This window comes from Hymenobacter qilianensis (assembly GCF_014638675.1).
GTDB classification, from domain to species: Bacteria; Bacteroidota; Bacteroidia; order Cytophagales; family Hymenobacteraceae; genus Hymenobacter; species Hymenobacter qilianensis.
This window is the reverse complement of record NZ_BMFN01000002.1, coordinates 1,505,191-1,528,534: the sequence shown is the minus strand read 5'-3', so window position 1 is coordinate 1,528,534 and position 23,344 is coordinate 1,505,191. Positions and strand designations below refer to the sequence as shown.

The 23,344-nt window shown below is 55.6% G+C and carries 19 protein-coding genes; 11 read left to right on the top strand and 8 right to left on the bottom strand.

The features are described from left to right. Positions 1–55: 55 nt before the first annotated feature. Positions 56–991: a subclass B3 metallo-beta-lactamase gene (bla, locus tag IEW06_RS14140; protein ID WP_188548450.1), complete on the bottom strand. Its 936-nt coding sequence runs from the start codon at positions 989–991 to the stop codon at positions 56–58. 366 nt (positions 992–1,357) lie between these two features. On the opposite strand from bla, the gene IEW06_RS14135 reads away from it, so the two are divergent. Both IEW06_RS14135 and IEW06_RS14130 read left to right on the top strand, forming a co-directional pair. Beyond that, complete coding sequence (locus IEW06_RS14135) at positions 1,358–1,828, top strand: MaoC family dehydratase (RefSeq protein WP_187733090.1); 471 nt, start codon at positions 1,358–1,360, stop codon at positions 1,826–1,828. 203 nt (positions 1,829–2,031) lie between these two features. Then, entirely contained in the window at positions 2,032–2,409 is a 378-nt protein-coding gene (locus tag IEW06_RS14130) for a cupin domain-containing protein (protein ID WP_223284715.1), read from the top strand. A gap of 402 nt (positions 2,410–2,811) precedes the next feature. Here the strand turns inward: IEW06_RS14130 and IEW06_RS14125 are convergent, their stop codons facing one another. Genes IEW06_RS14125 through IEW06_RS14115 form a run of 3 tightly spaced genes read right to left on the bottom strand, consistent with a single transcriptional unit; the run spans position 2,812 to position 6,702 of the window. Continuing rightward, positions 2,812–5,052: a xanthine dehydrogenase family protein molybdopterin-binding subunit gene (locus tag IEW06_RS14125; protein ID WP_187733089.1), complete on the bottom strand. Its 2,241-nt coding sequence runs from the start codon at positions 5,050–5,052 to the stop codon at positions 2,812–2,814. 14 nt (positions 5,053–5,066) lie between these two features. Continuing rightward, on the bottom strand, positions 5,067–6,047 hold the full coding sequence (locus IEW06_RS14120; RefSeq protein ID WP_187733088.1) for an FAD binding domain-containing protein: 981 nt from the start codon (positions 6,045–6,047) through the stop codon (positions 5,067–5,069). Positions 6,048–6,057: 10 nt separating this feature from the next. Beyond that, positions 6,058–6,702 (bottom strand): (2Fe-2S)-binding protein, encoded by a 645-nt coding sequence (locus IEW06_RS14115; protein WP_187733087.1) that lies wholly within the window; start codon positions 6,700–6,702, stop codon positions 6,058–6,060. A gap of 552 nt (positions 6,703–7,254) precedes the next feature. On the opposite strand from IEW06_RS14115, the gene IEW06_RS14110 reads away from it, so the two are divergent. Then, on the top strand, positions 7,255–8,025 hold the full coding sequence (locus IEW06_RS14110) for a DUF72 domain-containing protein (protein WP_188548449.1): 771 nt from the start codon (positions 7,255–7,257) through the stop codon (positions 8,023–8,025). Positions 8,026–8,066: 41 nt separating this feature from the next. On the opposite strand, the gene IEW06_RS14105 is transcribed toward IEW06_RS14110, so the two are convergent. From IEW06_RS14105 to IEW06_RS14090, 4 genes are all read right to left on the bottom strand, one after another. Beyond that, positions 8,067–8,990, bottom strand: coding sequence for a DUF2268 domain-containing putative Zn-dependent protease (locus IEW06_RS14105; RefSeq protein WP_187733086.1), 924 nt, complete (start codon positions 8,988–8,990; stop codon positions 8,067–8,069). A gap of 284 nt (positions 8,991–9,274) precedes the next feature. After that, on the bottom strand, positions 9,275–9,868 hold the full coding sequence (locus tag IEW06_RS14100; RefSeq protein WP_187733085.1) for a hypothetical protein: 594 nt from the start codon (positions 9,866–9,868) through the stop codon (positions 9,275–9,277). A gap of 108 nt (positions 9,869–9,976) precedes the next feature. Then, the gene (locus IEW06_RS14095) at positions 9,977–10,768 is read right to left on the bottom strand and encodes an SDR family NAD(P)-dependent oxidoreductase (protein ID WP_187733084.1); all 792 of its coding nucleotides are present in this window, start codon (positions 10,766–10,768) and stop codon (positions 9,977–9,979) included. A gap of 263 nt (positions 10,769–11,031) precedes the next feature. Next, positions 11,032–11,802 (bottom strand): DUF3891 family protein, encoded by a 771-nt coding sequence (locus IEW06_RS14090; RefSeq protein ID WP_187733083.1) that lies wholly within the window; start codon positions 11,800–11,802, stop codon positions 11,032–11,034. Here IEW06_RS14090 and IEW06_RS14085 point away from each other — a divergent pair. The 8 genes from IEW06_RS14085 (at position 11,719) to IEW06_RS14050 (ending at position 23,270) form a co-directional block, all read left to right on the top strand. Continuing rightward, a complete protein-coding gene (locus IEW06_RS14085; RefSeq protein ID WP_188548504.1) occupies positions 11,719–11,907 on the top strand; it encodes a hypothetical protein in 189 nt (62 codons plus the stop codon). The genes IEW06_RS14090 and IEW06_RS14085 overlap by 84 nt on opposite strands. Positions 11,908–12,219: 312 nt before the next feature. Further along, positions 12,220–13,953, top strand: a complete 1,734-nt coding sequence (locus IEW06_RS14080) for a tetratricopeptide repeat protein (RefSeq protein ID WP_229743126.1) — start codon at positions 12,220–12,222, stop codon at positions 13,951–13,953. An 81-nt stretch (positions 13,954–14,034) separates the two neighbouring features. After that, on the top strand, positions 14,035–14,559 hold the full coding sequence (locus IEW06_RS14075) for an ExbD/TolR family protein (RefSeq protein ID WP_187733081.1): 525 nt from the start codon (positions 14,035–14,037) through the stop codon (positions 14,557–14,559). A gap of 205 nt (positions 14,560–14,764) precedes the next feature. Then, positions 14,765–15,778, top strand: a complete 1,014-nt coding sequence (locus tag IEW06_RS14070; RefSeq protein WP_187733080.1) for an NADP-dependent oxidoreductase — start codon at positions 14,765–14,767, stop codon at positions 15,776–15,778. A gap of 291 nt (positions 15,779–16,069) precedes the next feature. Continuing rightward, positions 16,070–16,813: a hypothetical protein gene (locus tag IEW06_RS14065; protein ID WP_187733079.1), complete on the top strand. Its 744-nt coding sequence runs from the start codon at positions 16,070–16,072 to the stop codon at positions 16,811–16,813. A gap of 71 nt (positions 16,814–16,884) precedes the next feature. Further along, positions 16,885–19,653: a TonB-dependent receptor gene (locus IEW06_RS14060; protein ID WP_188548448.1), complete on the top strand. Its 2,769-nt coding sequence runs from the start codon at positions 16,885–16,887 to the stop codon at positions 19,651–19,653. Next, entirely contained in the window at positions 19,654–20,799 is a 1,146-nt protein-coding gene (locus IEW06_RS14055; protein WP_188548447.1) for a DUF4249 domain-containing protein, read from the top strand. 65 nt (positions 20,800–20,864) lie between these two features. Beyond that, positions 20,865–23,270 (top strand): hypothetical protein, encoded by a 2,406-nt coding sequence (locus IEW06_RS14050; RefSeq protein ID WP_188548446.1) that lies wholly within the window; start codon positions 20,865–20,867, stop codon positions 23,268–23,270. The last annotated feature ends 74 nt before the right edge of the window (positions 23,271–23,344 follow it).

The window sequence follows — 23,344 nt, the reverse complement described above, 5'->3', positions numbered from 1 at the left end:
GATGAAGGAAAACGCTGTTGTTGTCGATAAATAGTCTTGGCTGCCGGAAAAGCGGCTATTGCTTCTGCTGTTCCTGGAGCGTTTTGCGAAACGCTGCCTCCGCTTTGCCGATGTCTTCGAGGTAGCCCGCCCGGTCGAGAAACGGGGCTACGGGGTCATGGGCGGTGGCGCGTTCCTGCAGCTTGCGTTTCAGGCTAAAAGCACGCGCATGAGGAGTCAGGTAAATGTCGGCGGGCAGGCTCCGTAGCGTTTTGAAAGTTTGCTCAAAATCCTGTTTAGTAACTGCATCGTAGCTCCAATCAAACAACGACGCGGGCATGGGCAGCGTCAGGCCGCCTACATTGACGGCCAGCAGCTCCCGGTTGCCGTCGCGGACCGGAAACGACCAAGTGGTGCAGCCGGGCGTGTGGCCGGGCGTAAGGTGGGCGGTGAGCTGGATAGGCCCCAGCCGGATTTGCTCCCCATCCTGAAACTGGTGGTCGATGCGGGGCGAAGGATATTTGAGAAGCCCCAGATAGACGAGTAGATTCACCGGAGCCATGTTCCGGTTGCTGGCGCCGCCGGATGCCATCATGTCGGCATCTGCTTCGCTCACCCACAGCTGCGCCCCCGATGCCTGCTGCAGGGCCGCCAGGCCACCGGCGTGGTCCAGGTGAGCGTGTGAGTTGAGCAGGATTTTCACATCCTTGATGGCAAAGCCGAGCGTGGCAATGCTTTTCAGGATCATCGGGGCGGAGCCGGGGTAGCCGCCATCAATCAGTACGTGGCCTTTGGGGCCGGTAAGCAGAAAAGAAGTAACATCCCGGGTGCCCACATAATAGAGGTTGCCGGCAATGCGAAACGGTGCCAGCGGCAGCTGTCCGCCCTGATCAGATGCCTCCTTCCACTTGGTAAAAAGAAACACCGCCAGCGCCACTATAAAGGCACCAAATCCGGCCAGTAGCTGGTGCTTACGACTCTTACCCGGTTTGCTCTTTTGGGTGCTGATCATGGAGAGAAGGCCGCGGATTCAGGATGTGCGTTGGGGAATTGTAAATCGTCTTTCAAAAGTACTTTGTTTTTCAAAGTAATCAAGCAAACCTCGAAAAAAATATCCTTTCAGCTTACCGAACTGCCTGGTAAATAACCTGATGCAAAGCTCGGCTCTACGCCTAGCTGCGCCCGCAAATATTCGTCGGGCTATACCATGAGGCGGAAGCGTTGAGGGCAGCCGTCAGGATTGGCAGGCTCGCTTAGGATGATAAGGCCATGCGGCTGATGGCTGAGCCTTGGGCGGCACGCTAGTAGCAGCCCTCTACCATGATTACTGACTGCCACGACGTATGTTTGGGCGTTATTACTTCTCCCTAGCCTACCCATGACCAAACGTACCATCAGCAGCTTAGCCGAATTAGAAAGCCTCGTGGGGCAGGAAGTAGGCGTATCGGCCTACCACACCGTCACGCAGGAGCAGATCAACCAGTTTGCCGCCGCCACCCTCGACCACCAGTGGATTCATGTAGACCCCGAGCGGGCGCTGGCCGAGTCGCCCTTCAAGGCTACCATCGCCCACGGCTACCTCACCGTGGCGCTGCTGCCGTATCTGTGGCAGCAGATTGTAGCTATCGAGAACCTGAAAATGCAGGTCAACTATGAAATCGAGCAGCTGCGCTTCAACCAGGCCGTGACCGTGAATAGCCAGGTGCGCCTGCGCGCTACGCTGCTTTCGGTGGCTAATTTGCGCGGCATTGCCAAGGCCCGCCTGCAAGTGGCGCTGGAGATTATGGATTCCAAAAAGCCTGCTTACACCGGCATAATCACCTTCCTGTATCATTTTCAGGAGCAGTAAAGCAGTTGGCGGCCCGCTGCTATAAAGGTGATCGGGGCAAAAAAGCCCCCCACGCTATTCGTGTAAGGCCTGCGCCCCAAGCTCGGCCCGGAACCTGAAAATATGCAGACGCAAGTCCGGCAAGCAGCGCCAGGCTATGCCAGGAATTTACTATATTTAAGTAGGCTTCCGCGTTTCACTTCCTGTGTTTTCACTCTGCACCAATGATGACTACTGACACATTATTAGGCCCCCTGAAAAATGCTGAGCGCCACGAAATCGGCGGCGTACAGGTGGATGTAGTACGCACTGGCAACTCGCGCGTGAAGCGACTGGTGTACCCGGTTGGTTTTCGGTGGTCGAAGGACGTGAAGCCAGTGATTGGAACGGAGCTGTGCGAGCATGCGCACGTGGGCTTTCTGGCCGCAGGCCACCTGGCTATTCAATACAGAGATGGGGAAATGGAAGAATATATTGCCCCTCAGGTAGTGGCCATCGCGCCCGGCCACGACGGCTGGGTAGTAGGCGAGGAGCCCGCGATACTCATTCAGTTCGATTTTGAGGGCGAAACAGTGGAGCGCATGGGCCTGAAACGGGGCTAGCAAAAGCCACCGGTTCGGGAGTAGCAAGGCACTAACCGAAGCGCGGCGGGTGCAGCAATGGATAAGTCTGCCGTGAGCACGCACCGCGCGGTTTTTCCTGCTTCAGCGAGGTGTTGCGAGCACTTTCAAAGCCAACAGTGACGGGATACAGCAGACGACGTATTTCGGTAGAACAGCACTATCCAACGGTAGCTAAGCTCATGAATACGCACAGACAAGACCAGAGAAGCTGGAAAGACCGGCTGATGCACCCAACCTGGTGGGTGTATATGATGCTCATTCCGCTGGTATATTTCCTCTATTGGCTGATTGTGATATCCGGAGTGACGAGATAAAAGCTGGGGGGCTTTTTTACTAGTAGATACTAATAAAAAAGCCCCCCAGCCGCGTTTTACACTGAAACTACACCAGCAGCTTATCCGGGGTGATGGGCAGCTCGCGGATGCGTTTGCCCGTGGCGTTGAAAATGGCGTTGGCAATGGCTGGCGCTACTCCAATGATGGCAATTTCGCCGATGCCTTTGGTGCCCAGGGCATTCACATACGGGTCAGGCTTGTTCACGAATGCTACCTGCACGTCCGGCGAGTCGGCATGCACCGGCACGTGGTAGTCGGCAAAGTCCTTGGTGATGTAGCGGCCAAAACGGTCGTCGATAATGGCGTGCTCCATCAGGGCCATACCAATACCGCCCACAGCGCCGCCTTTCATCTGGTTGCCGGCAGTTTTCTCATTCACAATGGTACCAGCATCAGCGCACGACACCAGCTTGCTTACCCGCACCTCCCCGGTGAGAGCATGGACTCTCACCTCGGCAAAGTGTACCGAAAACGAGTACATGGAGTAGTTCTTGGAGGCATTGCCCTGGGGCTTCGACTCTACCGTGACAAAGCCCCCATCAACCTGCTGAAGCAGGTCGGCGAAGGGAACGCGCGCCGCGGGGTTGCCGTTCAGCGTAAGGTAGCCCTCAGCGAAGACCACATCTTCCTTCTTGGCCGAGGCAAAGGCTGCATTGCTGGAAGCCGCCAGCGTGCGCAGCTTCTCCTTCAAGGCTAGGCAGGCCTCCTGCACGGCCGGGCCCACGGTGTTCACAATGGCCGAGCCGCCCTGCGTGGGTGCTTGCGCAAAGTTGGAGTTGCCTAGTTCAAACTTGATTTTCTCGGGCGCTAGCCCCAACGTGTCGGCGGCAATCTGGGTCATGGCCGTGGCAGTGCCGGGGCCAATGTCGGTGACCGCGCTTTGCAGCAGTACGGTGCCGTTGGGCAGCAGACGGATGTTGGCTTTAGAGGAGCCCCGGTGCGCCCCAAACGTGCCCACACCCATACCGTAGCCGATAAGCCAGTCGCCGTCGCGCAGCGAGCCGGGTTTGAGCTGCCGCTTGTTCCAGCCAACGCGCTCGGCACCGAGTTGGTAGCATTCCTTCAGAAACTTACTCGACCAGGGCCGGTTTTTCTCCGGGTCCTGCTCAGTGTAGTTGCGCAGGCGGAACTCCAGGGGGTCGATGTTGAGTAGGTGGGCCATTTCGTCCATGGCCGACTCCAGGGCAAACGCCCCGGTAGCCTCGCCGGGGCCGCGCATCCAGATGGGCGAGTTCACGTCCAGGGAGGCAATGCGGTAACGCGTGGTCAGGTTGGGTGACTCATACATCATGCGCGTCTGCGCCAGCGTCGACTCCGTAAACTCTTCGAAAGTAGAGGTCTGGCCGATAGCCTCGTGGGTGATGGCCGTGATTTTGCCGTCAGGCGTCGCGCTCATGCCCAGCTTCTGCCAAGTATAGGGCCGGTAGCCTACCATGGTAAACATCTGCTCGCGGGTGAGCATCAGCTTCACGGGTCGGTTCACCACCCGGGCCGCAATGATGGCAGCCGACTCGTGCTGCCAGCTGTGCAGGGCATTACCAAAGGCGCCGCCCACATACGTGGCAATCACCTTCACGTTTTCCTCGGGCAAGCCCCACTCGCGGGCAAAGTCGCGGCGCGTAGCCATCGTGCCCTGGGTCTTGTCGTAAATCGTGAGTCGGTCGGGGGCCTCCCAGTGAGCCGTAATGGCCTGCAACTCCATAGGCTGGTGCACCTCGGTGGGCACCACGTACTCGCTTTCCAGCTTGATAGCGCCGGTTTTATAGGCATCCACCTGACCGCGCTGGTAGTCATTCATGGGGTGCTTCGGGTTCTTCTTCGCGGAAGTGGGCAGGAAAGCCTGCGACTTGGCGGCTTCAAGGCTTGTTTGGTGCTTTTCCTGGGCGTATTGCCCCTTTACCAGGCCCGCAGCGAAACGCGCCCGCTCCAAAGAATCGGCAACAACAATAGCAATAGGCTGGTCATTAAAGCGGATTTTGTCGTCCTTGAACACCTTAATAGGGCCACCCACTGTGGCTGGCTGCGAGGGATCCTTGCCCGCCGTGTCGAAGCCCGGCACCTTGGGGGAGTTGAAGTGGGTGATGACGGCCAACACCCCCGGCGCCCGTTCGGCCGCCTTGGTGTCGATGGACGTAATACGGCCCTTGGTGATGGTGCTGCCCACCAGCACGGCGTAGGTGATACCCGGCAGCTGGTATTCGGCCGAGTAGGTAGCGGCGCCGGTCACTTTCTGGCGGCCATCCACCCGGTTCATCCGCGCTCCGATTTGCTTTTCTGGCGTTTTCATAAATACGAGAGGGCTTAAGCGGCCGCGGCGGTTTTCAGTGCCTGAATAATGGTATTAGGCCCCAGCTTTAGCTTGTAGGCGTTGTGCTTGAAGGCTTTAGCGCCTTGCATGGCTACTTCTGCGGCTTGCCGGAAAGTTTCCTCGGTGGCGGGCTTGCCTACTAATACTTGCTCGGCCGCCGTCAGGCGCCAGGGCTTGTGCGCCACGCCGCCCATGGCCAGCCGCGCCGATTTAATGGTAGTGCCATCCAACTCCAGCGCAGCGGCGGCCGATACCAGCGCGAAAGCGTAGGAGGCCCGCTCACGTACCTTGTAGTAGCTCACGTGCTTGGTGAAAGGAGCATCTGGAATTTCCACGGCTGTGATTAGCTCGCCTTGTTCGAGGTTGGTGTCTTTTTGGGGCGTGTCGCCGGGCAGGCGGTGGAAGTCGTTGAAGGGAATGCGCCGGTCGCCTTTGGGGCCGCTGACTAGCACCGTGGCGTCCAGGGCCACTAGGGCCACGCTCATGTCGGAGGGGTGCACAGCGATGCATTTATCCGAGAAGCCAAAAATGGCGTGCATACGGTTGATGCCTTCCAGGGCGCCGCAGCCGGTGCCGGGCTCGCGCTTGTTGCAGGGCATGGCCGTGTCGTAGAAGTAGGGGCAGCGGGTGCGCTGCAACATATTGCCCCCCACGGTGGCCATGTTGCGCAGCTGGGCCGAAGCACCAGCACTCAGGGCCTGGGCCAGCAGCGGCTGACGCTCCAGCACCAGCCTGTCCTCGGCCACAGGGCCGTTCAGGGCCAGCGCGCCGATGCGAAGGCTGCCGTTCTGACTCTCAATTTTGGTGAGCGGGAGCCGGTTGATGTCGATGAGCTTCTGGGAGGCAATTACGCCGCGCTTCATCAAATCCAGCAGGTTGGTGCCGCCGGCAATAAACTGGGCGTTGGCGTCTTTGGCCAGGGCGTCGATGGCGGCTTTCTGCTTGGTCGGCCGTACGTATTGAAACTGGTTCATAGCTGCGCTGTTAGACCTTCTGGCCGCCGTTTTTCACTTCCTGAATGGCCGCCACAATATTGGAGTAGGCCCCACACCGGCAGATATTGCCGCTCATAAACTCCCGGATTTCCCCCTCCGAGTTGGCGTGGCCCTCGCGTATGCAAGCTACCGCCGACATAATCTGGCCGGGCGTGCAGTAGCCGCACTGAAAGCCATCATGCTTCAGGAATGCTTCCTGCATGGGGTGCAGGTTGTCGCCGTTGGCCAAGCCCTCAATGGTCGTGATCTTGCGGCCTTCCTGCATCACAGCCAGGGTCAGGCAGCTGTTGATGCGGTTGCCATCTACATGCACCGTGCAGGCGCCGCACTGTCCGTAGTCGCAGCCTTTCTTGGTGCCGGTGAGGTGGAGCTGTTCGCGCAGCAGGTCGAGCAGGGTGGTGCGCGGCTCTACGGAGAGCTTGTGCTTTACGCCGTTCACTTCCAGCTTCAGCGGCACTTTCTCGAAAGCGGCTGCTACTTTTTCGTCGAATTGGGCTGCGGCGGCCTGCACAATAGGGCCGGGCGCAAACGTCATAGCCGTGAGCAGGGAGGATTGTTTGAGAAAGGTGCGCCGAGCCTCATTATGACTGCCGCCTGCTTCTGAAAGGTTGATTTCCGGATTATCGTCTGCCATGATGTGGTCAGGTTAATAACTCAGCGCAGCGGGTTTACTGACTGAGAGTTTATTTATGAATTGCTGTGTATAAACTCAGGGCGCAAAAACAAAGTAGCCATTTGATTAGAACAACGACGAAACGCAATATTTTGCGTCTCGTCGTTGAACGACATCGGCCTCGCATTCGCAACGGCGAGACGCAAAATATTGCGTCTCTACCGCATGCTTATCCTTTGACAACTAACTCAAAACAGCGTTTCAGTAGGGTAACCCGTTGAGGGGCTCATTTCATGAGTTACCTGTCGGCGTGGATGAACAGCTTAAGTATAATCTGAAAATAGATGATTTTCGCTTGTCTCAGCCGTGAGTTTTACGGGGGAGGCTGGTAAATGGCTGAGTATTTTTCGATGAAAAAGCCCCCAGCATTCAATTCAGGGCAAAGCTAAACGAGGGCGTAACGCTCCAGCGGCACGAGCGCCCGATGGAAACGGGAGGCGGGTAATCTATCGGCAAATGATGAGTAACAGCGCAGCAATTACGTAGAAGCCAACCTTATCTACTCTGTCCGTTATGCCCGCGTACTACATTGGCTGCTCCGGCTTTTCCTACCGCGACTGGAAAGGCGTTTTTTATCCTGAAGGTCTGCCGCCGCGCAAGTGGTTTGCGTATTACTGCACCCATTTTAATACCCTGGAAGTCAACGTGACCTTCTACCGCATGCCGGAGCTGAAGGTCTTCGAAACTTGGTTTGGGCAGAGCCCGGCCGATTTTCGGTTTGCCGTAAAAGCCCCCCGCACCGTTACGCACTACAAGAAGTTCAACGCCGAAGCGGCGCCCGTGCTGGCCGACTTCTACGGCACGGTGCGCGAAGGTCTAGGCGAAAAGCTGGGGCCGGTTCTGTTTCAATTGCCCCCCAAAGCCGCCTACACCGAGGAATTGCTGGGGCGCATGCTGGAGCTGCTGGATCCTGATTTTCATAACGTGGTGGAGTTTCGGCACCCAAGCTGGTGGGAAGGCGAAATTCTGCGGGCGCTGACGCGTCACGGCATCACATTTTGCGGGCAAAGCTACCCGGCCGCATTGCCCGATGAAGTAATCGTAAACACGCCGCAGGTATACTACCGCTTTCATGGTGTGCCGGTGCTGTACACATCGCCGTACGATGAAGCGTTTTTGCAGCGCGTGGCCCAGGAAATTCAGGCTGAGCCCACGGTGAAGGAGGCCTACATCTACTTCAACAACGGCATTGGTGGGGCCGGCGTGCTGAACGCGCAGGAGCTACAGAAAATACTAAACGTGACGCCTGCAAGCAGCACAAGCCCGGATCCTGCGGCTACCTAAAAAGCTGGGGGGCTTTTATTGCCTGCAATCCTGCATAAGCGCTATTTAGTGGCTGCCTGGGTTTCCAGCTCGGTTAGGGCCTGCTCTATCTCGGGGCGAAGCTTACTTAACGGGGCGTGGGCTAACTCCTGCAACGAGTGCTTCCTGGCCAGCTTTTCGGCTACGAGGTAGCCGATGTAGTAGCCAGAGCGGGCCGGCGTAGGCGCTTGTTCATCTCGCCCACCCAAAAAGTAGCGGGCATACTCTTCGCTGGAAGTGGAGCCTAATACCGCGTGCAGCTCCCGGGCGTAGCGGGGCAAATCGGCTTGGGTGCGCGCAGGGGTGTTGCGCGGCAGCCCAAACAAACCGACACCCGCAGCTTTGGGATTCAGAGCATGCGCCACGTAGGTAGCCAGCCCCTCACGCCACAGCGCTGCGATGAGCTGGTCATTTTCTTCCATAAACTGCGAGTGGTACACATGGAATAGCTCGTGGTCGAAGAAGGGCTCGGGGTCGGCTTCGTCGCCATACACGTACGCCATCATATCGAGGCCAAACAGCAAGGCCTGCTTGCCTTCTATGGTGCGCGTGCCGCCATCAAAGCCCCCCAGCGAATACATGAAGTAGATGCGGCCGGTATAGTTCAGGTCGGGAAAGGTCTGGCGGAAGCGGCTTTCGTAGCGCGGCAGATCCTTGCCAATTTGCTTCGACAGGCGCTCCACGATGGCCATTCTGGGCTGCACCAGAGCCAGTATTTTCGGGTAGCGTTGCGGCAGGTCGTCATCAAACGTTTTGTCGGGGCTGCCGCCGAGTACGTTGTTATTGTACACTTCGGGATGAGGATTCGAGACCAGCTGCCGGAACAGCTGCACCTGCGTTTGCTCATCTTTGCCCTGGGCTTGTTGCCAGAACTTCCAGAAGTCCGGCATCAGGTCGATGACCGTGTAGCTTGGCGCCGGCGTAGACAGGGTGCTAGCCGCTGGCAAAGAAGTACTAACTGAAATACTAGGGCTAACGGGAGGCAATGCTGCTGAATGATGCAACCCAAGCAAAAGGCTGAAACCAACAGCGACAGTATTGACAACAGGAGTGGGAAGAAAAGAGACCATAGCGGAGAGGATATACTGCTAAATTATCCTTTCAACCCACTTTAGTCAATACACGCGAGTGGTTTATACAGCTTGTTCAGCTCACAGCAGATCAGCCTAGTGCATAACCAGTCAGCTTCCTGGTCAAGGGGAGCAAAAGCAGCTGGAAATACAGGTAGCGCTTACTGAACCGGCGCGTCGGGAGCGGGGATGGGCAGGGAGGCTATCTTCTGCAACAAGCTGATCATGAGATGATAGACTGCGCGCAGCTCGGCCGGATCTATGATGGCGGCGTCCTTGGTGAACATCAGATAAACCTCGGCGGCAGGGCTTTCGGAGGTGGGTGCAAGAGCCAGGCGCGCCGTGGAGTGGCGCAGCAGCGTTTGGCGCAGCTCGGGGTCGGAAAGCAGCAGGTCGCGGAGCACCTCGGCGCTGTTGGTGGTGATGATAAAGGTAGCGTCCAGCTCCGGGTCGCCCAGCTCTATGTCAGTGAGGCCGAGTAATTTGCCAATCTCATGCACCCAATCCTGCTCATGCATGGAAAAGCGCAGAGGCGTGTGGTTGGGGACTAAAGCGGTAAACGCCGTGGTTTCAAAACCACCCTCAAAACCGCCCCCCAGGTCAATCTCGATGGCCATGCGGATGTGGTAGCCCGCCTGCACCAGCTCTGCATCGTATTCAAACAGCTCGCTTTGCTGATTAATATCGGCAGTCACCTGCTGCCATAAGGCCTCCTCGGTATCGGCAGAAAAAACGCGCGGGGTATCGGTATCCATTATTTTCAAATAGTAGGTAGTGAGGTGCAGGCTAGGGTGAGCCTTTGGTACAAATAAAAACGCCCCCCGGCCGAATTGGTTGGGAGGCGTTTTCAGCGGAGGGATGGTTTAGCGTCTGGCACTTTGTAACTGCGTGTTCATCAGGGTGGCCAGCATAGAATCGGGGAGAACCAGGCTGGAGAAAAAGTTGAATTTGGCGCTGACGGTGGGCAGCGAGCGGGCTTCGCCCTCCATCATGTCGTCGTAGCCTCCTTCGGCCACTTCGCGGGCCGAAGCAGGGTGGCTGGCGGCGCGGGTATGCTCGGCGTGAGCCACGTGGAAGAAATTGGTATCGGTGGGCGGTGGGCACAGAATGGTCATCGTAACGGCCGACTTCTGCTGCTTCAGCTCGTGCTGCACGGCCTCGGTGAAGCTGAGTACGAAGGCCTTGGTGGCGGCGTACACGGCCTGGCAGGGGCTGGGCGAGAACGAAGCAATAGAACCCAGCTGCAAAATGCGGCCGTAGTTGCGCTCCACCATACCGCGCAGATACAGCTTGGTCAGGTGCACGAGCGCGGCCGCATTCACCTGAATCATGTTCAGCTCAGTATCCATATCAGTGTCGGTGAAGTAGCCGGTTTCGCCGAAGCCGGCATCGTTTACCAACGCATCAATTTGCAGACCCCGCTCGTTGGTTTCGGCAAAAATCAGCTCCGGGGTTTGCGGATGGCTCAGGTCGAAGGGCAGCAGTACAATGTCAACACCTCCGAATTCCTGATGAAGCAGGCGGGCAGCCTCCTTCAACTCATCGAGGTGGCGGGCAACCAGCACGACGCGGTAATCGTCGCGCGCGAAGCACCGGGCCAGCTCGAAACCAATGCCGCTGGAGGCACCAGTAATTAAAGCGGTTTGGTCGTTCATAATTGAAAGGGGTTAGTGTGAATTATTAAACCTTAAGTTACTGATAAACAGACAAAGTAATTTGAGAAAGGTGGCTTCTGGTGTCGGAAATATGCTAGCGTTTATGAGTAGTATTTTGGCCTTTAAGCTACTTTTCCCTGCTTCAATAGACTCAGTTTAGGATTGTAAAAGGGAGATTAGATTTTTTGCGAACCACGCCACCTTTCCCTTTAGCCAACGAAGTGAGCAAAAAAGCCCCCCAGGCATTGGTTTGACCTAGATATTTATTCCGTAATCCAGACCGGCAGTTTCTGGATGGGAGCACGCTGAAAGCACTCCGCTAAGCCAACGTCTGCCAACTCGTTTTTGCGCAGCTCTTTACAAGGCAGCGTCACGCAAAAGGCCTCATCGAAGGGAAACGGCACGACCTGCACCTGGGTCCTGGAAGCCCATTTGGTTTGAATCAGCTGGTGGTCGGTGAAGTCGAAGTAGTCGGAGAAGGGAATGCCGCCTTTGTACCACGGGTGCTCGTGTTCTTTGTCGGCGCCCGGCTCGTTCATGCACAGGTACAATGACAACCGGTCGAGAAACTTAAGCAGCTGCACATGAAAATCGAGGGTGGTCTGCCCTGAGGCATTGATTCCCAACTGCCGCCGGAGCCGCTGCTGGCGGCCTGCTTCCTGTTGCAAAAACTCTCGACCCGCCGCTAGTTTGGCCATTTCAGGAAAGCCAGTGTAGTGCAGGCTGGACAGCAGGCCAGCGTAAGGCGAAAGGTTTTCCAGCTCCGTGATGCCCTGCTCGTAGTGATGGAGGCGGGGTGCGGGCGGGAAGTCGAGAAAGGAGTAGGGCGCCTGTGTCTGTTCGTTCCAGAGCGGCTCGGCATCCAGTGGAATCCAGGCCCGGTCGTGCTCATACACGGCCAGCGTCACATCATCCCGCCGCGATGCATCGCCAAAATACACGCCCAGCCAATGATCTGCCATAACCCCGGAAATATGTGCGTGGTCGTGCTGGCCGATGCAGGTAAAGCTGGAGGGCGTTTCTCGAACAATCATAGTCAGGAGAAAAGCGAGCAAATGAATGACAGCGGGCGTCGGCTGTCGCAAGCCCCGCGCTACGAAGGCAAAGCCGCCGGCAAGCAGAGCGCGTGGACGTTGTAGTAGTAAGCTAGAGAAGAAACAGGGCAGTTGCAAGCTCCACCATACGGGGTGCGTTAGCCGGTCTGCGGGTTAGCCGGATGGCGCAAGCACCTTTCCGCGTGATTCGGGGGCAGAAGCTGCATAGTTTGCAGTGCGCTCTGTTGCAGATAATTACGAGGTTTCGTAACTTAATAATACGTCATTCGCTGCTGAGCAACAGAGGATTGTTTCGCTGACTTCAGGAACGCGCGTTCGGCGGATGCTGAAAAAGCCCCCCAGCGGCGCAAATGGCTGTGCAGCCTCCGGGCATGTCTCATTTTAACAAGCAATTGTATGCTGAGATATACTGTTTCTGTCGGTCTTGTCGTGCTGGGAATAGGGGCTGGCTGCACCACCAAGGAGCAGACCGCCCGCCGGGTTTCCCCGGCCTCGCAGCCCGTTTCGGTTACCATGTGCGCGCCGCCCGTGGTAGTAGATACGGCTTGGTACGCCTCAGGCAAAAAAGCCCCCCAGCTGCCTGGTTTAGAAGGAATTGCCTTCCCGATCAGTTCTAAAAACCCGGAAGCCATTAAGTACTTCAACCAAGGACTGATGCTGGCTTACGGGTTCAACCATGCCGAGGCAGCCCGCTCGTTTCACGAAGTCACCCGTCAGGATTCTACCTGCGCGATGGGCTACTGGGGCTTTAGCTACGTGCTGGGCCCCAACTATAACGCGGGCATGGAGCCCGACAATTTCAGCCGGGCATATCAGGCGGTGCAGAAGGCGCAGCGGCTGGCGGCAACTGCCAGTCCGAAAGAGCAGGCGCTTATTGGGGCGTTGGTGAAGCGCTACCCGCCCGCTCCGGTCGCTGATCGGTCTGGTTACGACCAAGCCTATGCAGCGGCCCTAAAAATGGTGTATCAGCAATTTCCTGATGACCCGGATATTGGGGCCATGTATGCCGAGGCCGTGATGAACCTGCACCCGTGGGACATCTGGCAGAAAAACGGCCAGCCCCAGCCCTGGACCGCCGAAATTGTGAGCACCTTGGAGCAAGTGCTGAAGCGTCATCCAAACCACGCCGGCGCCAACCATTTCTACATTCACGCCACCGAGGCGTCTACCCATCCCGAAGCGGCCAATAAAAGCGCCGACCTGCTGACTCACCTAGTGCCCGGCGCGGGGCATCTGTTGCACATGCCTTCGCACACCTATATCCGAACCGGCGCTTACCACCAGGGTACCCTCGCTAATCTTGAAGCGCTACAGGCCGACAGCAGCTACACGGCCGCCTGCCACGCCCAGGGCGCTTATCCGCTGGCTTATCATCCGCACAACTACCACTTCCTGACGGCCACGGCTACGCTGGAGGGCAACAGCCGGTTGGCCCTGCGCGGAGCCGCCAAGCTGGCTGCCCACGTAAGTAAGCCGCTGATGAAAAACACAGTGCTGGGGCCGTCATTGCAGCATTTTTACACTATTCCTTACAATGTGGCCGTAAAGTTTGGGCGCTGGGATGAGGTGCTGGCCATGAAAAACTTCGATACAACGCTGGTGTATCCGCAAGCCATTCGGCACTATGCGCGTGGTATGGCGTGGGTCGGTAAGAAGAACACCGTAAATGCGCGCCGCGAGCTGGAACAGCTGCGCGTGCTCGGCCAGGATACCACCTTAAAGGCGGTTCTGTTTGGCATCAACTCCATGCGCGCCATCACCGACATTGCCCAACGTGAGCTAGATGGCGCCATTCTACACGGCGAAGGCAAACATGCCCAAAGTATTGCCGTGCTCCGCGAAGCCGTAGTGCTGGAAGATGCGCTCAAATACAATGAGCCCCCCGATTGGTTTTTCTCCGTTCGGCACCAGCTGGGCGCCGTGCTGCTCGCCGATAAGCAATACAAAGAGGCCATTGCGGTCTATGAGCAGGATTTGGAGCGGCTGCCGCACAATGGCTGGGCGTTGTCGGGGCTATATCAGGCCTATCTTGGCGCGGGCAACAAGGCCAAAGCGCAGCAAATCAAGCAAGAGCTGGATAAAGCCTGGCATTGGGCCGATACGAAGCTGATTGCCTCGATAGCGCAGTAGAACACGCAGGAAAGTGGCGCAGCAATAAGAACGAAGACAGCGGCGTTGCTACATTAGCATTCCACTATGTCCCGCTGTTTTATGGCTGATAACATCAACAACCCACTAAACCGCCGCAAGCCTGGCCGCCGATCCGGTAGCAAGCTCCTGCCCGATATGACTCCTATGGTGGGGTTGGGGTTTCTGCTGGTAACGTTTTTTATTATGGCGGGTGAGTTTGCTAAGCCCTCAATGATAAAGCTAGCCACGCCTGTGCGCCCTACGTGTAGCGGAGACAGGCTTGGTGGGATTGTTTGTAGGAGTGTATTAACTGTGATTATAGGTCAGAATGGCCAAGCCTATCATTTCTTTGGGCTAAATAGCGATTTTGGAGAACGACCAGAGCTGCACACTACCAATCTCGGGCCGGAGGGACTAAGGAAAGTGTTGCTTGATTTGCAGCGAGTGAACCCGACTGCTGTAGTGTATCTCAAGATGACTGCTAATGCTAAATACAAGGATATGGTAGATGCATTAGATGAGATAGAAATTACTAATCAGAAGCGGTACGCCTTGGTTGATGTTACAGCAGAAGACAGAGCGCTGCTGAAGCTAAACGCCCTGTAACTTTGAACTCTAGTTACAAAAAAGGCCCCTAGAATGTCTCTGGGGGGCTTTTTTTGTAAGTCATTAACTGAGCACTGCCTAGCAAGTGCTGCTACCACAACTGCGCAGCGCTGGTTTGATTAAGTATTCGCCTGCAAGGGCGCATCTGCCGTAAAGATGCTAGTGGGGGGCTTTTTTCGAATTTTTCCGCTCCCTCTGATCTGCTATGCAAACCCAAACTATTCTCTTCGCCAGCCGCCCGAAAGGTGAGCCAACGGCGGCTCAGTTTACCTTCAAAACTATCGACGTGCCCTTACCTCAGCAGGGTCAGGTGTTGCTGAAGGCGCTTTATGTTTCCGTTGATCCGTACATGCGCGGCCGCATGAATGAGGGCAAATCATACGTGCCCCCGTTTGAGGTTGGACAGCCCATGGAGGGAGGAATGGTAGCCGAAGTGGTGGAAAGCCAGCATCCGAAGCTACCGGTGGGCAGCGTGGTGGTAGGTTCGCTGCCCTGGCAGGAGTACAGCCTGTCGGACGGGCGCGGCTTGCAGCCGATTCCGGCAGATCAGGCGCCGCTGAGCTACTACCTGGGCCTGCTCGGAATGCCGGGCATCACGGCTTATTTCGGGCTGCTGGATATCTGTCAGCCCAAAGCCGGCGAAACCGTGGTGGTATCGGGCGCCGCCGGAGCCGTGGGTATTGTGGTGGGGCAAATAGCCAAAATCAAAGGCTGCCGCGTGATCGGCATTGCCGGCTCCGACCAAAAACTGGCCTATCTCAAAGAGCTGGGCTTCGACGAAACCATCAACTACAAAACCACGCCCGACATAGCCCAGGCCTTGGCCGCCGCCGCTCCCAACGGCGTGGATTGCTACTTCGATAACGTGGGCGGCACCATCAGCGACGCGGTGTATAACCTGCTCAACAAGCACGCGCGCATTGCTCTCTGCGGCCAGATTTCGAACTACAATGCCACGGAAGCGCCCGTGGGGCCGCGCCCCGAAGGCAAGCTGCTCGTGACCAGCTCGCGCCTGCAAGGCTTCATAGTCAGTGACTATCTGCCCCGGTGGCCGGAAGCTATGCAGCAGCTCTCCGAATGGTATCAGCAGGGCCATTTAAAGTATCAGGAAACCGTCACCGAAGGCTTCGACCAGCTGCCGGCCGCTTTCCTAGGCCTGTTTCACGGTGAAAACACGGGCAAAGCAGTTGTGAAGGTGGCAGAGCCCAGCAGCAGATAAGCCGGGTGAACCTGCTTAACTACTGCCTAAAAAAGCCCCCCAGAAACACTTCTGGGGGGCTTTTTTAAGCTCTGGTAACTTGCGAAGAAGCGAACCAGCTAGCCGCTTGCCGCTGTCCTTCTTTCCACTGATTCGTGGTTGACTTGTGAGAGGTAATATTGAGCCACAACACGCGCCTACAGTTAAGCTAGCGCGGAATTATCCATATATTTAGTACCTCCAAACTTTATGGAAGCGACAAGCCTGGGAGCAGCGTGAAGTTGGCCGCAGCAATGCCTTTATAAGCTATTTATGAAAATCAGATTTACGCTGCTGGCCGCCGTTGGGGTAGTAGTGCTGTCATCTCTGCCCGCTTTCAGCCAACAGATTAGCCCCGCCGACAGCGGCGCGGTGGCAACGGCAGTTGAAGCCGCAACCCTGCGCTACGCGAAGGCAATAGGGGATAACTCGCTGCTGTACACGGGCCCGGAATACCTTGATTATAACAAGCCTTACATGAAAGGCAACCAGTATTTTGGCACTGGCAAACAACAAATCGGGACCGTTTATTACCACGGCACGGCCTATACCAAGGTTCCGCTGCTCTATGATATGAAGCTGGATCAGGTGGTAATTCAGCCGCCGACAAATCCGCTGCAATTCAGACTGGTAGATGACAACGTGCAGTATTTTATAATCGATGGACACACGTTCACGCGCCTTATACAGCGCGATTCAGCACGCTATTCTATACCAACCGGCTACTACGATCTGCTGGTAGATGGAAACGCAAAAGTGTTGGCAAAGAGGACGAAAAAAATACTGACTAGGCGCGGTCTTTACGGCTTAGAAGGAAGCTACCTGGAAGAAGCTAAATTCTACCTTCAAAAAAACAATGAGTTTCATCCCGTGACGTCCCGCCAATCCATTGTGCGTCTGTTAAGCGACAAGAAAACGGCCCTGGATAGCTACGCCCGGCAGCATAAGCTGAAGTTTAAAAAAAGCAGTCAGGAAGCAGCTATTATCGAGCTGGTTAACTATTATAATTCACTGTAGAGTCAAATAATCTAAACGAACTTATTAGTGGAAATAAGTCTATTTTCTCAAGAAGCGCTAAGTAATTTTAAATGAAATTAGTTAGCCGGATTATTCTGCTCTGCCTTCTTTTATTTACTGTAGTAGCAGGTTACGCGCAGGATTCAGCGCCCTTAATCAGCGGAAGTTTTGAAAGGGCAGACTTTGAAACTTTCGCCAAATCGGTAGAAGCAAAAACGCCCTATCGGTTTTACTTCAACCCTGCCTCGGTCGATAGCGTGGTCATCAACGCTCAGCTACAGCAGCGACCCTTGGCAGAGGTATTGGATCTGGTGCTGAAGGGCACAGACCTGCGGTTCGCCATCGACGCCGAAAAGCGCGTGTACATCACCTCCGGCACGCAAATAGCCACCGAATTGCCCCCCGGCTATTTCAGCAAGGAGCCCGCCGATAATCTGGCCGCCACTGACCCCGATGAAGAGGATGCCGGCAAGAAACCAGTTTCGGCGGCGACGCTGCAATTGAAAGTCTACGAAATCGGGAGGAGCGGCGGCGCGACTACAAAGGGCAACGCCACGCTGGCCGGACACGTGCGCGACAGCAAATCGGGTGAGCCGGTAATCGGGGCGTCGGTGTTTATTGAGTCGCCCTCCATCGGTGCCGCCACCGATCAGTTTGGCTATTACTCGCTCACGCTGCCCGTGGGCAGGCACGAGCTGAAAATCAGAGGAGTAGGCGTAAAAAATACCAAGCGCCAGATCGTGCTTCAGGCCGATGGCAAGCTTGATATTGAGGTGGAAGAAGACATTACCACGCTCCGGGAGGTGGTAGTGGAAGCCGAGAAAGACAAAAACGTAGCCGGCATGCAGATGGGCCTTGAGCGGCTCGATATCAAAACCATGCGGCAGGTGCCCACCGCTTTTGGCGAGACGGATATTCTGCGCATCGTGCTCACGCTGCCGGGGGTGAAATCGGTGGGAGAGGGCAGCACCGGGCTCAACGTGCGCGGCGGCTCCACCGACCAGAATCTGATCTTGTTCAACGACGCAACCATCTATAATCCGTCCCACTTATTTGGGTTCTTTTCGGCTTTCAATCCTGATATTCTGAAGACGGTGGAGCTGTACAAAGGCACCGTGCCGGCCAAGTTTGGCGGGCGCTTGTCGTCGGTGCTGGACATCGCCACGCGCGACGGCAACAAAAAGAAGTTTGCGGGCTCCGGCGGCATTGGTCTGCTCACCAGCCGGCTGGCTTTTGAAGGGCCAATTATAAAAGACAAAAGCGCTTTCCTGCTGAGCGGGCGAACCAGCTATTCCAACTGGATTCTGAAGCGGCTGTCGAACAGCAAGCTCAAGCAAAGTTCCGCAGCTTTCTACGATTTGAACGCCCACATCAGCCACGAGATAAATGATAAGAACTCGCTCTACCTCACCGGGTACCGGAGCCGGGATGAGTTTCAGCTGGCCAGCGACAGTGTGTATCAATACGAGAACACCACGGCCAGCTTGAAATGGCGGCACACGTTCAACAACCGCCTGTACGGCGTGCTTACCAGCGCTTACAGCCAGTATCAGTACAATATTTCAAGCCAGGATAATCCGGTAACCAATGCGCGCCTCCGCTACAATATCAGGCAGCTAAACACCCAGGCTGATTTTAGCTATTTGCCCAGCGCCAAGCACACCATTGACTTTGGCGCCAGCACCATTCTGTACAATGTGTCGCCGGGCAGCTTTTCACCCGTGGGGGGCGAATCGTTGATATTGCCGAACACGCTGGCCCGCGAGCAGGCGCTGGAAAGCGCCCTCTACGTTTCCGACCTGATTACGCTTACCCCGCGCCTGTCGGTGTCGGTTGGCTTGCGCTATTCCTTGTATAATGCCCTGGGCCCCAGAGAAGTGTATGCGTACTTGCCGGGTGTGTCGAAGTCGGTGAATACGATAACCGATACGCTTCGGGTGGGCAAAGGCAATGTGCTGGCTACCTACCACGGCCCCGAATACCGCCTGTCGGCCAAGTACGCGCTGTCCGACAAATCATCGGTGAAGCTGAGCGTCAACCGCATGCGCCAGTACATTCATATGCTGTCGAATACGGCGTCTATGTCGCCCACGGATAGCTGGAAGCTAAGCGACAGTAATATTCGGCCACAAGTCGGAGATCAAGCCTCCTTAGGCTATTACCGCAACTTTAAAAACAACACCATCGAGACCTCTGTGGAAACCTATTATCGGGTGATGCACGACTTTCTGGACTATAAAAGCGGCGCCACCCTGCTCCTGAATCCGCACATCGAGACGGACGTGGTAAATGCCGAGGGCAAAGCCTACGGCGTGGAGGTGATGGTGCGCAAGCTGACGGGCAAGCTCAATGGGTGGGTGAGCTACACCTATTCCCGCTCCCTGGTGCAGGTAAATCTGGGCACCACTGGCGATATGATCAATGGGGGGCAATTTTACCCCAGCAACTTCGACAAGCCGCACGACGCCACGCTGGTAGGCAACTACCGGTTTAGCCGCCGCTTCAGCGCCTCGCTGAACGTTAATTACAGCACCGGCCGGCCTATTACCCTGCCGCTGGCCAAGTACGTGGCCAACGGCTCAACCCGGGTGTTTTATTCCGAGCGCAACGAGTACCGCGTGCCCGATTACTACCGCGCCGACTTTGCCCTGAACATTGAGGGCAGCCACAAAGTCAAAAAACTGGCTCACAGCTCCTGGACGGTTTCGGTGTACAACCTGACGGGGCGCAAAAACCCGTATTCCATTTATTTCAAATCCGAGAACGGGCAGATAAAGGGGTATCAGCTAGCCATTTTTGGCCAGCCCATTCCTACCGTTACCTACAACTTCAAATTCTAGATGCGCTGCTTTTTACACCTGCTATACCGGGCCGGGCTGGGAGCAGTGCTCCTGACGCTTGCGGGCTGCATCGACACCTTCGAGCCTGAGGTTATTGCCTCGGCCGAAAACTACCTGGTGGTGGATGGCACCATCAACAGTAGCGGCGTAACGACCATTCGCCTCTCGCGCACCGACAACCTGATCAGCACCGCGCCCCCGCCCGCCGAGGCCAAAGCCGCTGTTTTTATTGAAGAGGAGGCCGGGCCGCGCTATGCCTTAACCGAAACGGCCCCCGGCACTTATACTTCCACTTCTTTGGCGCTGATTCCAGCCAAGCGGTACCGGCTGTTTTTCCGGACGCAGGCGCGGCGGGATTATGCCTCCGATTACGCAGCTGCCAAAACGACTCCGCCCATCGATTCCGTAACGTGGACAGCCAGCGCCCAGGGCGTGCAGGTGTATGTGAATACCCACGACGATAACGAGGCCACCCGCTTCTACCGCTGGGACTACGACGAGACGTGGGAGTTTACGTCGGCTTTCCGCTCCTTTTTGGAATACCGCAACGGCAGACTTGACTTCCGCTTCAACGGAGACATCTATTATTGCTGGAAGACCGAGCAGTCCTCGGCCATAAAGCTGGGCAGCACCTTAGCCCTGAGTCAGAATGTGGTGGCCGATTATCCGCTCACGCTAGTTCCCCCCAGCTCTACGAAGCTGCGGTACAAATACAGCATCCTGGTAAAGCAGTATGCGCTGAGCGCGGAGGAATTTGCCTATTGGGAGCTGCTGCAAAAAAACACCGAGAATATTGGTACCATCTTCGACCCGCAGCCCAGCCAGCTCACCGGCAACGTGCGCAATATCGCCGACGCAACCGAGCCGGTTATTGGCTACATAGGCGTGCAATCGGTCACGGAGAAGCGCATTTTCATCGAGCGCCGCCAGTTACCGCAAAGCTGGGTGTCTCTCACCGGTTATGAGCAGGATTGCGGCCGCCCCGACACAATAAAGCCCCCCACGCCCGCCATGGAAGACTTTTTCCGGACCGGCGATTTTATTCCTATCGACAGGCTTGAGGGCGGCGGATATCTTTATTCCATTGCTGATTGCGTGGATTGCCGCAAGCGCGGCACCAATGTCAGGCCTGCGTTTTGGAAGTAGTAAATAAAGTCTGCACTACAAACCAATTCCAAGTCTAGCCTGCTCGCCTTCCGCCGTTACGTAAGATGAAAACACCTAAAGCTATTCTGTTTGCTGCCTGCGTTTGGGCACTAAGCAGCGGCAGATTATACGGCCAAACAAATTCGCTCAAAAGCATACAAACGCAGTTTGATGTCTACAGCCAGCAGACGCTGCAGGAGAAATTGTATGTGCATGTAGACCGCCCTTTTTATGTGAGCGGAGAGATAGTATGGTTTAAGATAAACGCTGTGGATGGTACCTATCACAAGCCTTTGTCACTTAGTAAAATAGCGTATGTAGAAGTGCTGGATAAGGAGCGAAAGCCAGTGTTGCAGGCAAAGGTGAGTTTGCTGAATGCAGTTGGCAGCGGCTCCTTTTCTTTGCCGGCTTCGCTGACGTCTGGCAACTATGTAGTGCGAGCCTACACGAGCTGGATGAAGAACTTCAGCCCCGATTTTTATTCGTACACGCCGGTCACCATCGTTAATACCCGGAGAAATCTGGGGCTGAAGGCTAGCAAAGATTCTGCGGCTTTAGATATTCAATTCTTTCCGGAGGGGGGCAATCTGGTGAAAGGAATAACGAGCCAAGTAGCCGTCAAAATCGTTAATAAATCAGGCAAAGGAGTGGATGCCGAGGGCACCATTTTGGATGCGCAAGGCGCTGTGCTGGCCCAGTTCAAAACGCTGAAATTCGGCTTGGGAAAGTTTGCTTTTACGCCAACGCAAGAAGGCTCCGGATACACAGCCATACTGAGGTTTTCGAACAGGGAGAGCGTTACCCGAAAACTACCCTCAGTGCAGGCGCAGGGGTACGTGCTGCGTTTGGAGGAGAAAGGTCAGGGCCAGCTCAGAATAACGGTGGCTTCAAACCTAGCAGAAAGGTCAGGGGAAGAGCTGTTTTTGATAGGGCACGCAGGGCAGAAAATATCTGTTTCGGAAGCTACACGTCTTGCTAATGGGCGGGGAGAATTTGTGTTAAACAAGCTGGGCTTGGCGGATGGTATCACGCATTTTACCCTGTTCAATAGTCGCAAACAACCGCTTAGTGAGCGCTTATATTTTCAGCGCCCCAAACAGCAATTGGTAATTGCGGCCGCATTAGATAAGCCGCAGTACGGTACGCGGGAAAAAGTGACATTACAGCTGTCTGCTGCCACTTCTGGGGGGCAAATTTTGCCCGCTGATATGTCACTTGCTGTGTATCGACTAGACTCTTTGTCGGTGGATTCGGGGCCTGATATCAACAGCGTTTTGTGGCTGACATCCGATTTAAAAGGAACTGTTGAAAACCCAAATTATTACCTCACCAGCACGGGCGCCGAAGCGACCGAAGCGGCAGATAATTTGATGCTGACACACGGCTGGAGCCGCTTCCAGTGGACCGATATATTCTCGAATACACCACCAAAACTGGACTACTTACCGGAGCTAAGCGGGCATTTGATTGAGGGGCGAGTAGTACACCGATTTACTGGCAAACCAGGGCCGAAAATAGGCGCTTACCTAACTAGTCCCAGCCGACTTGCCCGACTATACACTGCTACGAGCGACGAGAGCGGCCGCGTCCGGTTTGAAACGCAGAATTTGAACGGCCCCAAGGAGTTGATGGTGCAAACCAACACCCAGACTGATAGCATGTATCGGGTGGAAATCCTGAATCCATTTTCGTTACAATACTGTGCTTCTATTGCGGCGCCGGTGGTTTTATCAGAGGCTTTGCGTAGTGCTCTGACTAAGCGCAGCCTGCATATACAGGTGCAGAACGCCTACTCGCGCAAGCAGCTTTCTACCTATAAAATACCCGCGGTTGATAGCGTTTCGTTTTATGGGAAGCCTAACGAAACCTATAAACTGGACGATTATACCCGGTTCAAAGTACTAGAGGAAGTCATGCGGGAGTACGTGCCGGGCGTGCTGGTCAGGCGCCGAAATGACGGCTTTCATTTCATGGTGGTAGACAATGTGAATGGAGGGGTTTTTAGCAAAAACCCGATGGTGCTATTGGATGGGTTTCCGGTGTTTGACATCAATAAACTCATGGCCATCGATCCGCTTACTATTCAAAAGCTAGAGGTGTTCACCAGTCGGTATATTCAGGGCGCCATGACGTACGAAGGTCTCGTAAGCTTTACTACGTACAAGGGCGATTTGGGCGGCTTCCAGCCCAACCCTGCTGTGCTCATGCAGGAATATGAAGGGCCGCAATGGCAGCGCGAGTTTTACTCGCCACGCTACGAAACCGCCGCAGAAAAGCAAAGCCGACTACCAGACGCGCGCAATCTGCTGTACTGGAATCCGAACGTGACGACCACCGCTGACGGAAATAAGACCGTCGAATTTTACACTTCTGATCAGCAAGGAAAGTATATGGTGGTAATGCAAGGAATGGCACCGAATGGCCTGGCTGGTAGTCGCCGATTTGTATTTGAGATAAAACAGCCGCTATAAATAAAAGCTATATTTTAGATTCTGTCCATAAATAAAAGCCCCCCAGAAGTGTTTCTGGGGGGCTTTTTTTAGGC

Bases quoted from the DNA above. Each gene is read 5' to 3' on its own strand.
- IEW06_RS14050 (WP_188548446.1), top strand. From the start codon at position 20,865: ATGAAAACACCTAAAGCTATTCTGTTTGCTGCCTGCGTTTGGGCACTA.
- IEW06_RS14135 (WP_187733090.1), top strand. From the start codon at position 1,358: ATGACCAAACGTACCATCAGCAGCTTAGCCGAATTAGAAAGCCTCGTG.
- IEW06_RS14055 (WP_188548447.1), top strand. From the start codon at position 19,654: ATGCGCTGCTTTTTACACCTGCTATACCGGGCCGGGCTGGGAGCAGTG.
- IEW06_RS14100 (WP_187733085.1), bottom strand. From the start codon at position 9,868: ATGGATACCGATACCCCGCGCGTTTTTTCTGCCGATACCGAGGAGGCC.
- IEW06_RS14125 (WP_187733089.1), bottom strand. From the start codon at position 5,052: ATGAAAACGCCAGAAAAGCAAATCGGAGCGCGGATGAACCGGGTGGAT.
- bla (WP_188548450.1), bottom strand. From the start codon at position 991: ATGATCAGCACCCAAAAGAGCAAACCGGGTAAGAGTCGTAAGCACCAG.
- IEW06_RS14070 (WP_187733080.1), top strand. From the start codon at position 14,765: ATGCAAACCCAAACTATTCTCTTCGCCAGCCGCCCGAAAGGTGAGCCA.
- IEW06_RS14085 (WP_188548504.1), top strand. From the start codon at position 11,719: ATGATCTGCCATAACCCCGGAAATATGTGCGTGGTCGTGCTGGCCGAT.
- IEW06_RS14060 (WP_188548448.1), top strand. From the start codon at position 16,885: ATGAAATTAGTTAGCCGGATTATTCTGCTCTGCCTTCTTTTATTTACT.
- IEW06_RS14120 (WP_187733088.1), bottom strand. From the start codon at position 6,047: ATGAACCAGTTTCAATACGTACGGCCGACCAAGCAGAAAGCCGCCATC.
- IEW06_RS14080 (WP_229743126.1), top strand. From the start codon at position 12,220: ATGCTGAGATATACTGTTTCTGTCGGTCTTGTCGTGCTGGGAATAGGG.
- IEW06_RS14075 (WP_187733081.1), top strand. From the start codon at position 14,035: ATGGCTGATAACATCAACAACCCACTAAACCGCCGCAAGCCTGGCCGC.
- IEW06_RS14110 (WP_188548449.1), top strand. From the start codon at position 7,255: ATGCCCGCGTACTACATTGGCTGCTCCGGCTTTTCCTACCGCGACTGG.
- IEW06_RS14090 (WP_187733083.1), bottom strand. From the start codon at position 11,802: ATGATTGTTCGAGAAACGCCCTCCAGCTTTACCTGCATCGGCCAGCAC.
- IEW06_RS14130 (WP_223284715.1), top strand. From the start codon at position 2,032: ATGATGACTACTGACACATTATTAGGCCCCCTGAAAAATGCTGAGCGC.
- IEW06_RS14095 (WP_187733084.1), bottom strand. From the start codon at position 10,768: ATGAACGACCAAACCGCTTTAATTACTGGTGCCTCCAGCGGCATTGGT.
- IEW06_RS14065 (WP_187733079.1), top strand. From the start codon at position 16,070: ATGAAAATCAGATTTACGCTGCTGGCCGCCGTTGGGGTAGTAGTGCTG.
- IEW06_RS14115 (WP_187733087.1), bottom strand. From the start codon at position 6,702: ATGGCAGACGATAATCCGGAAATCAACCTTTCAGAAGCAGGCGGCAGT.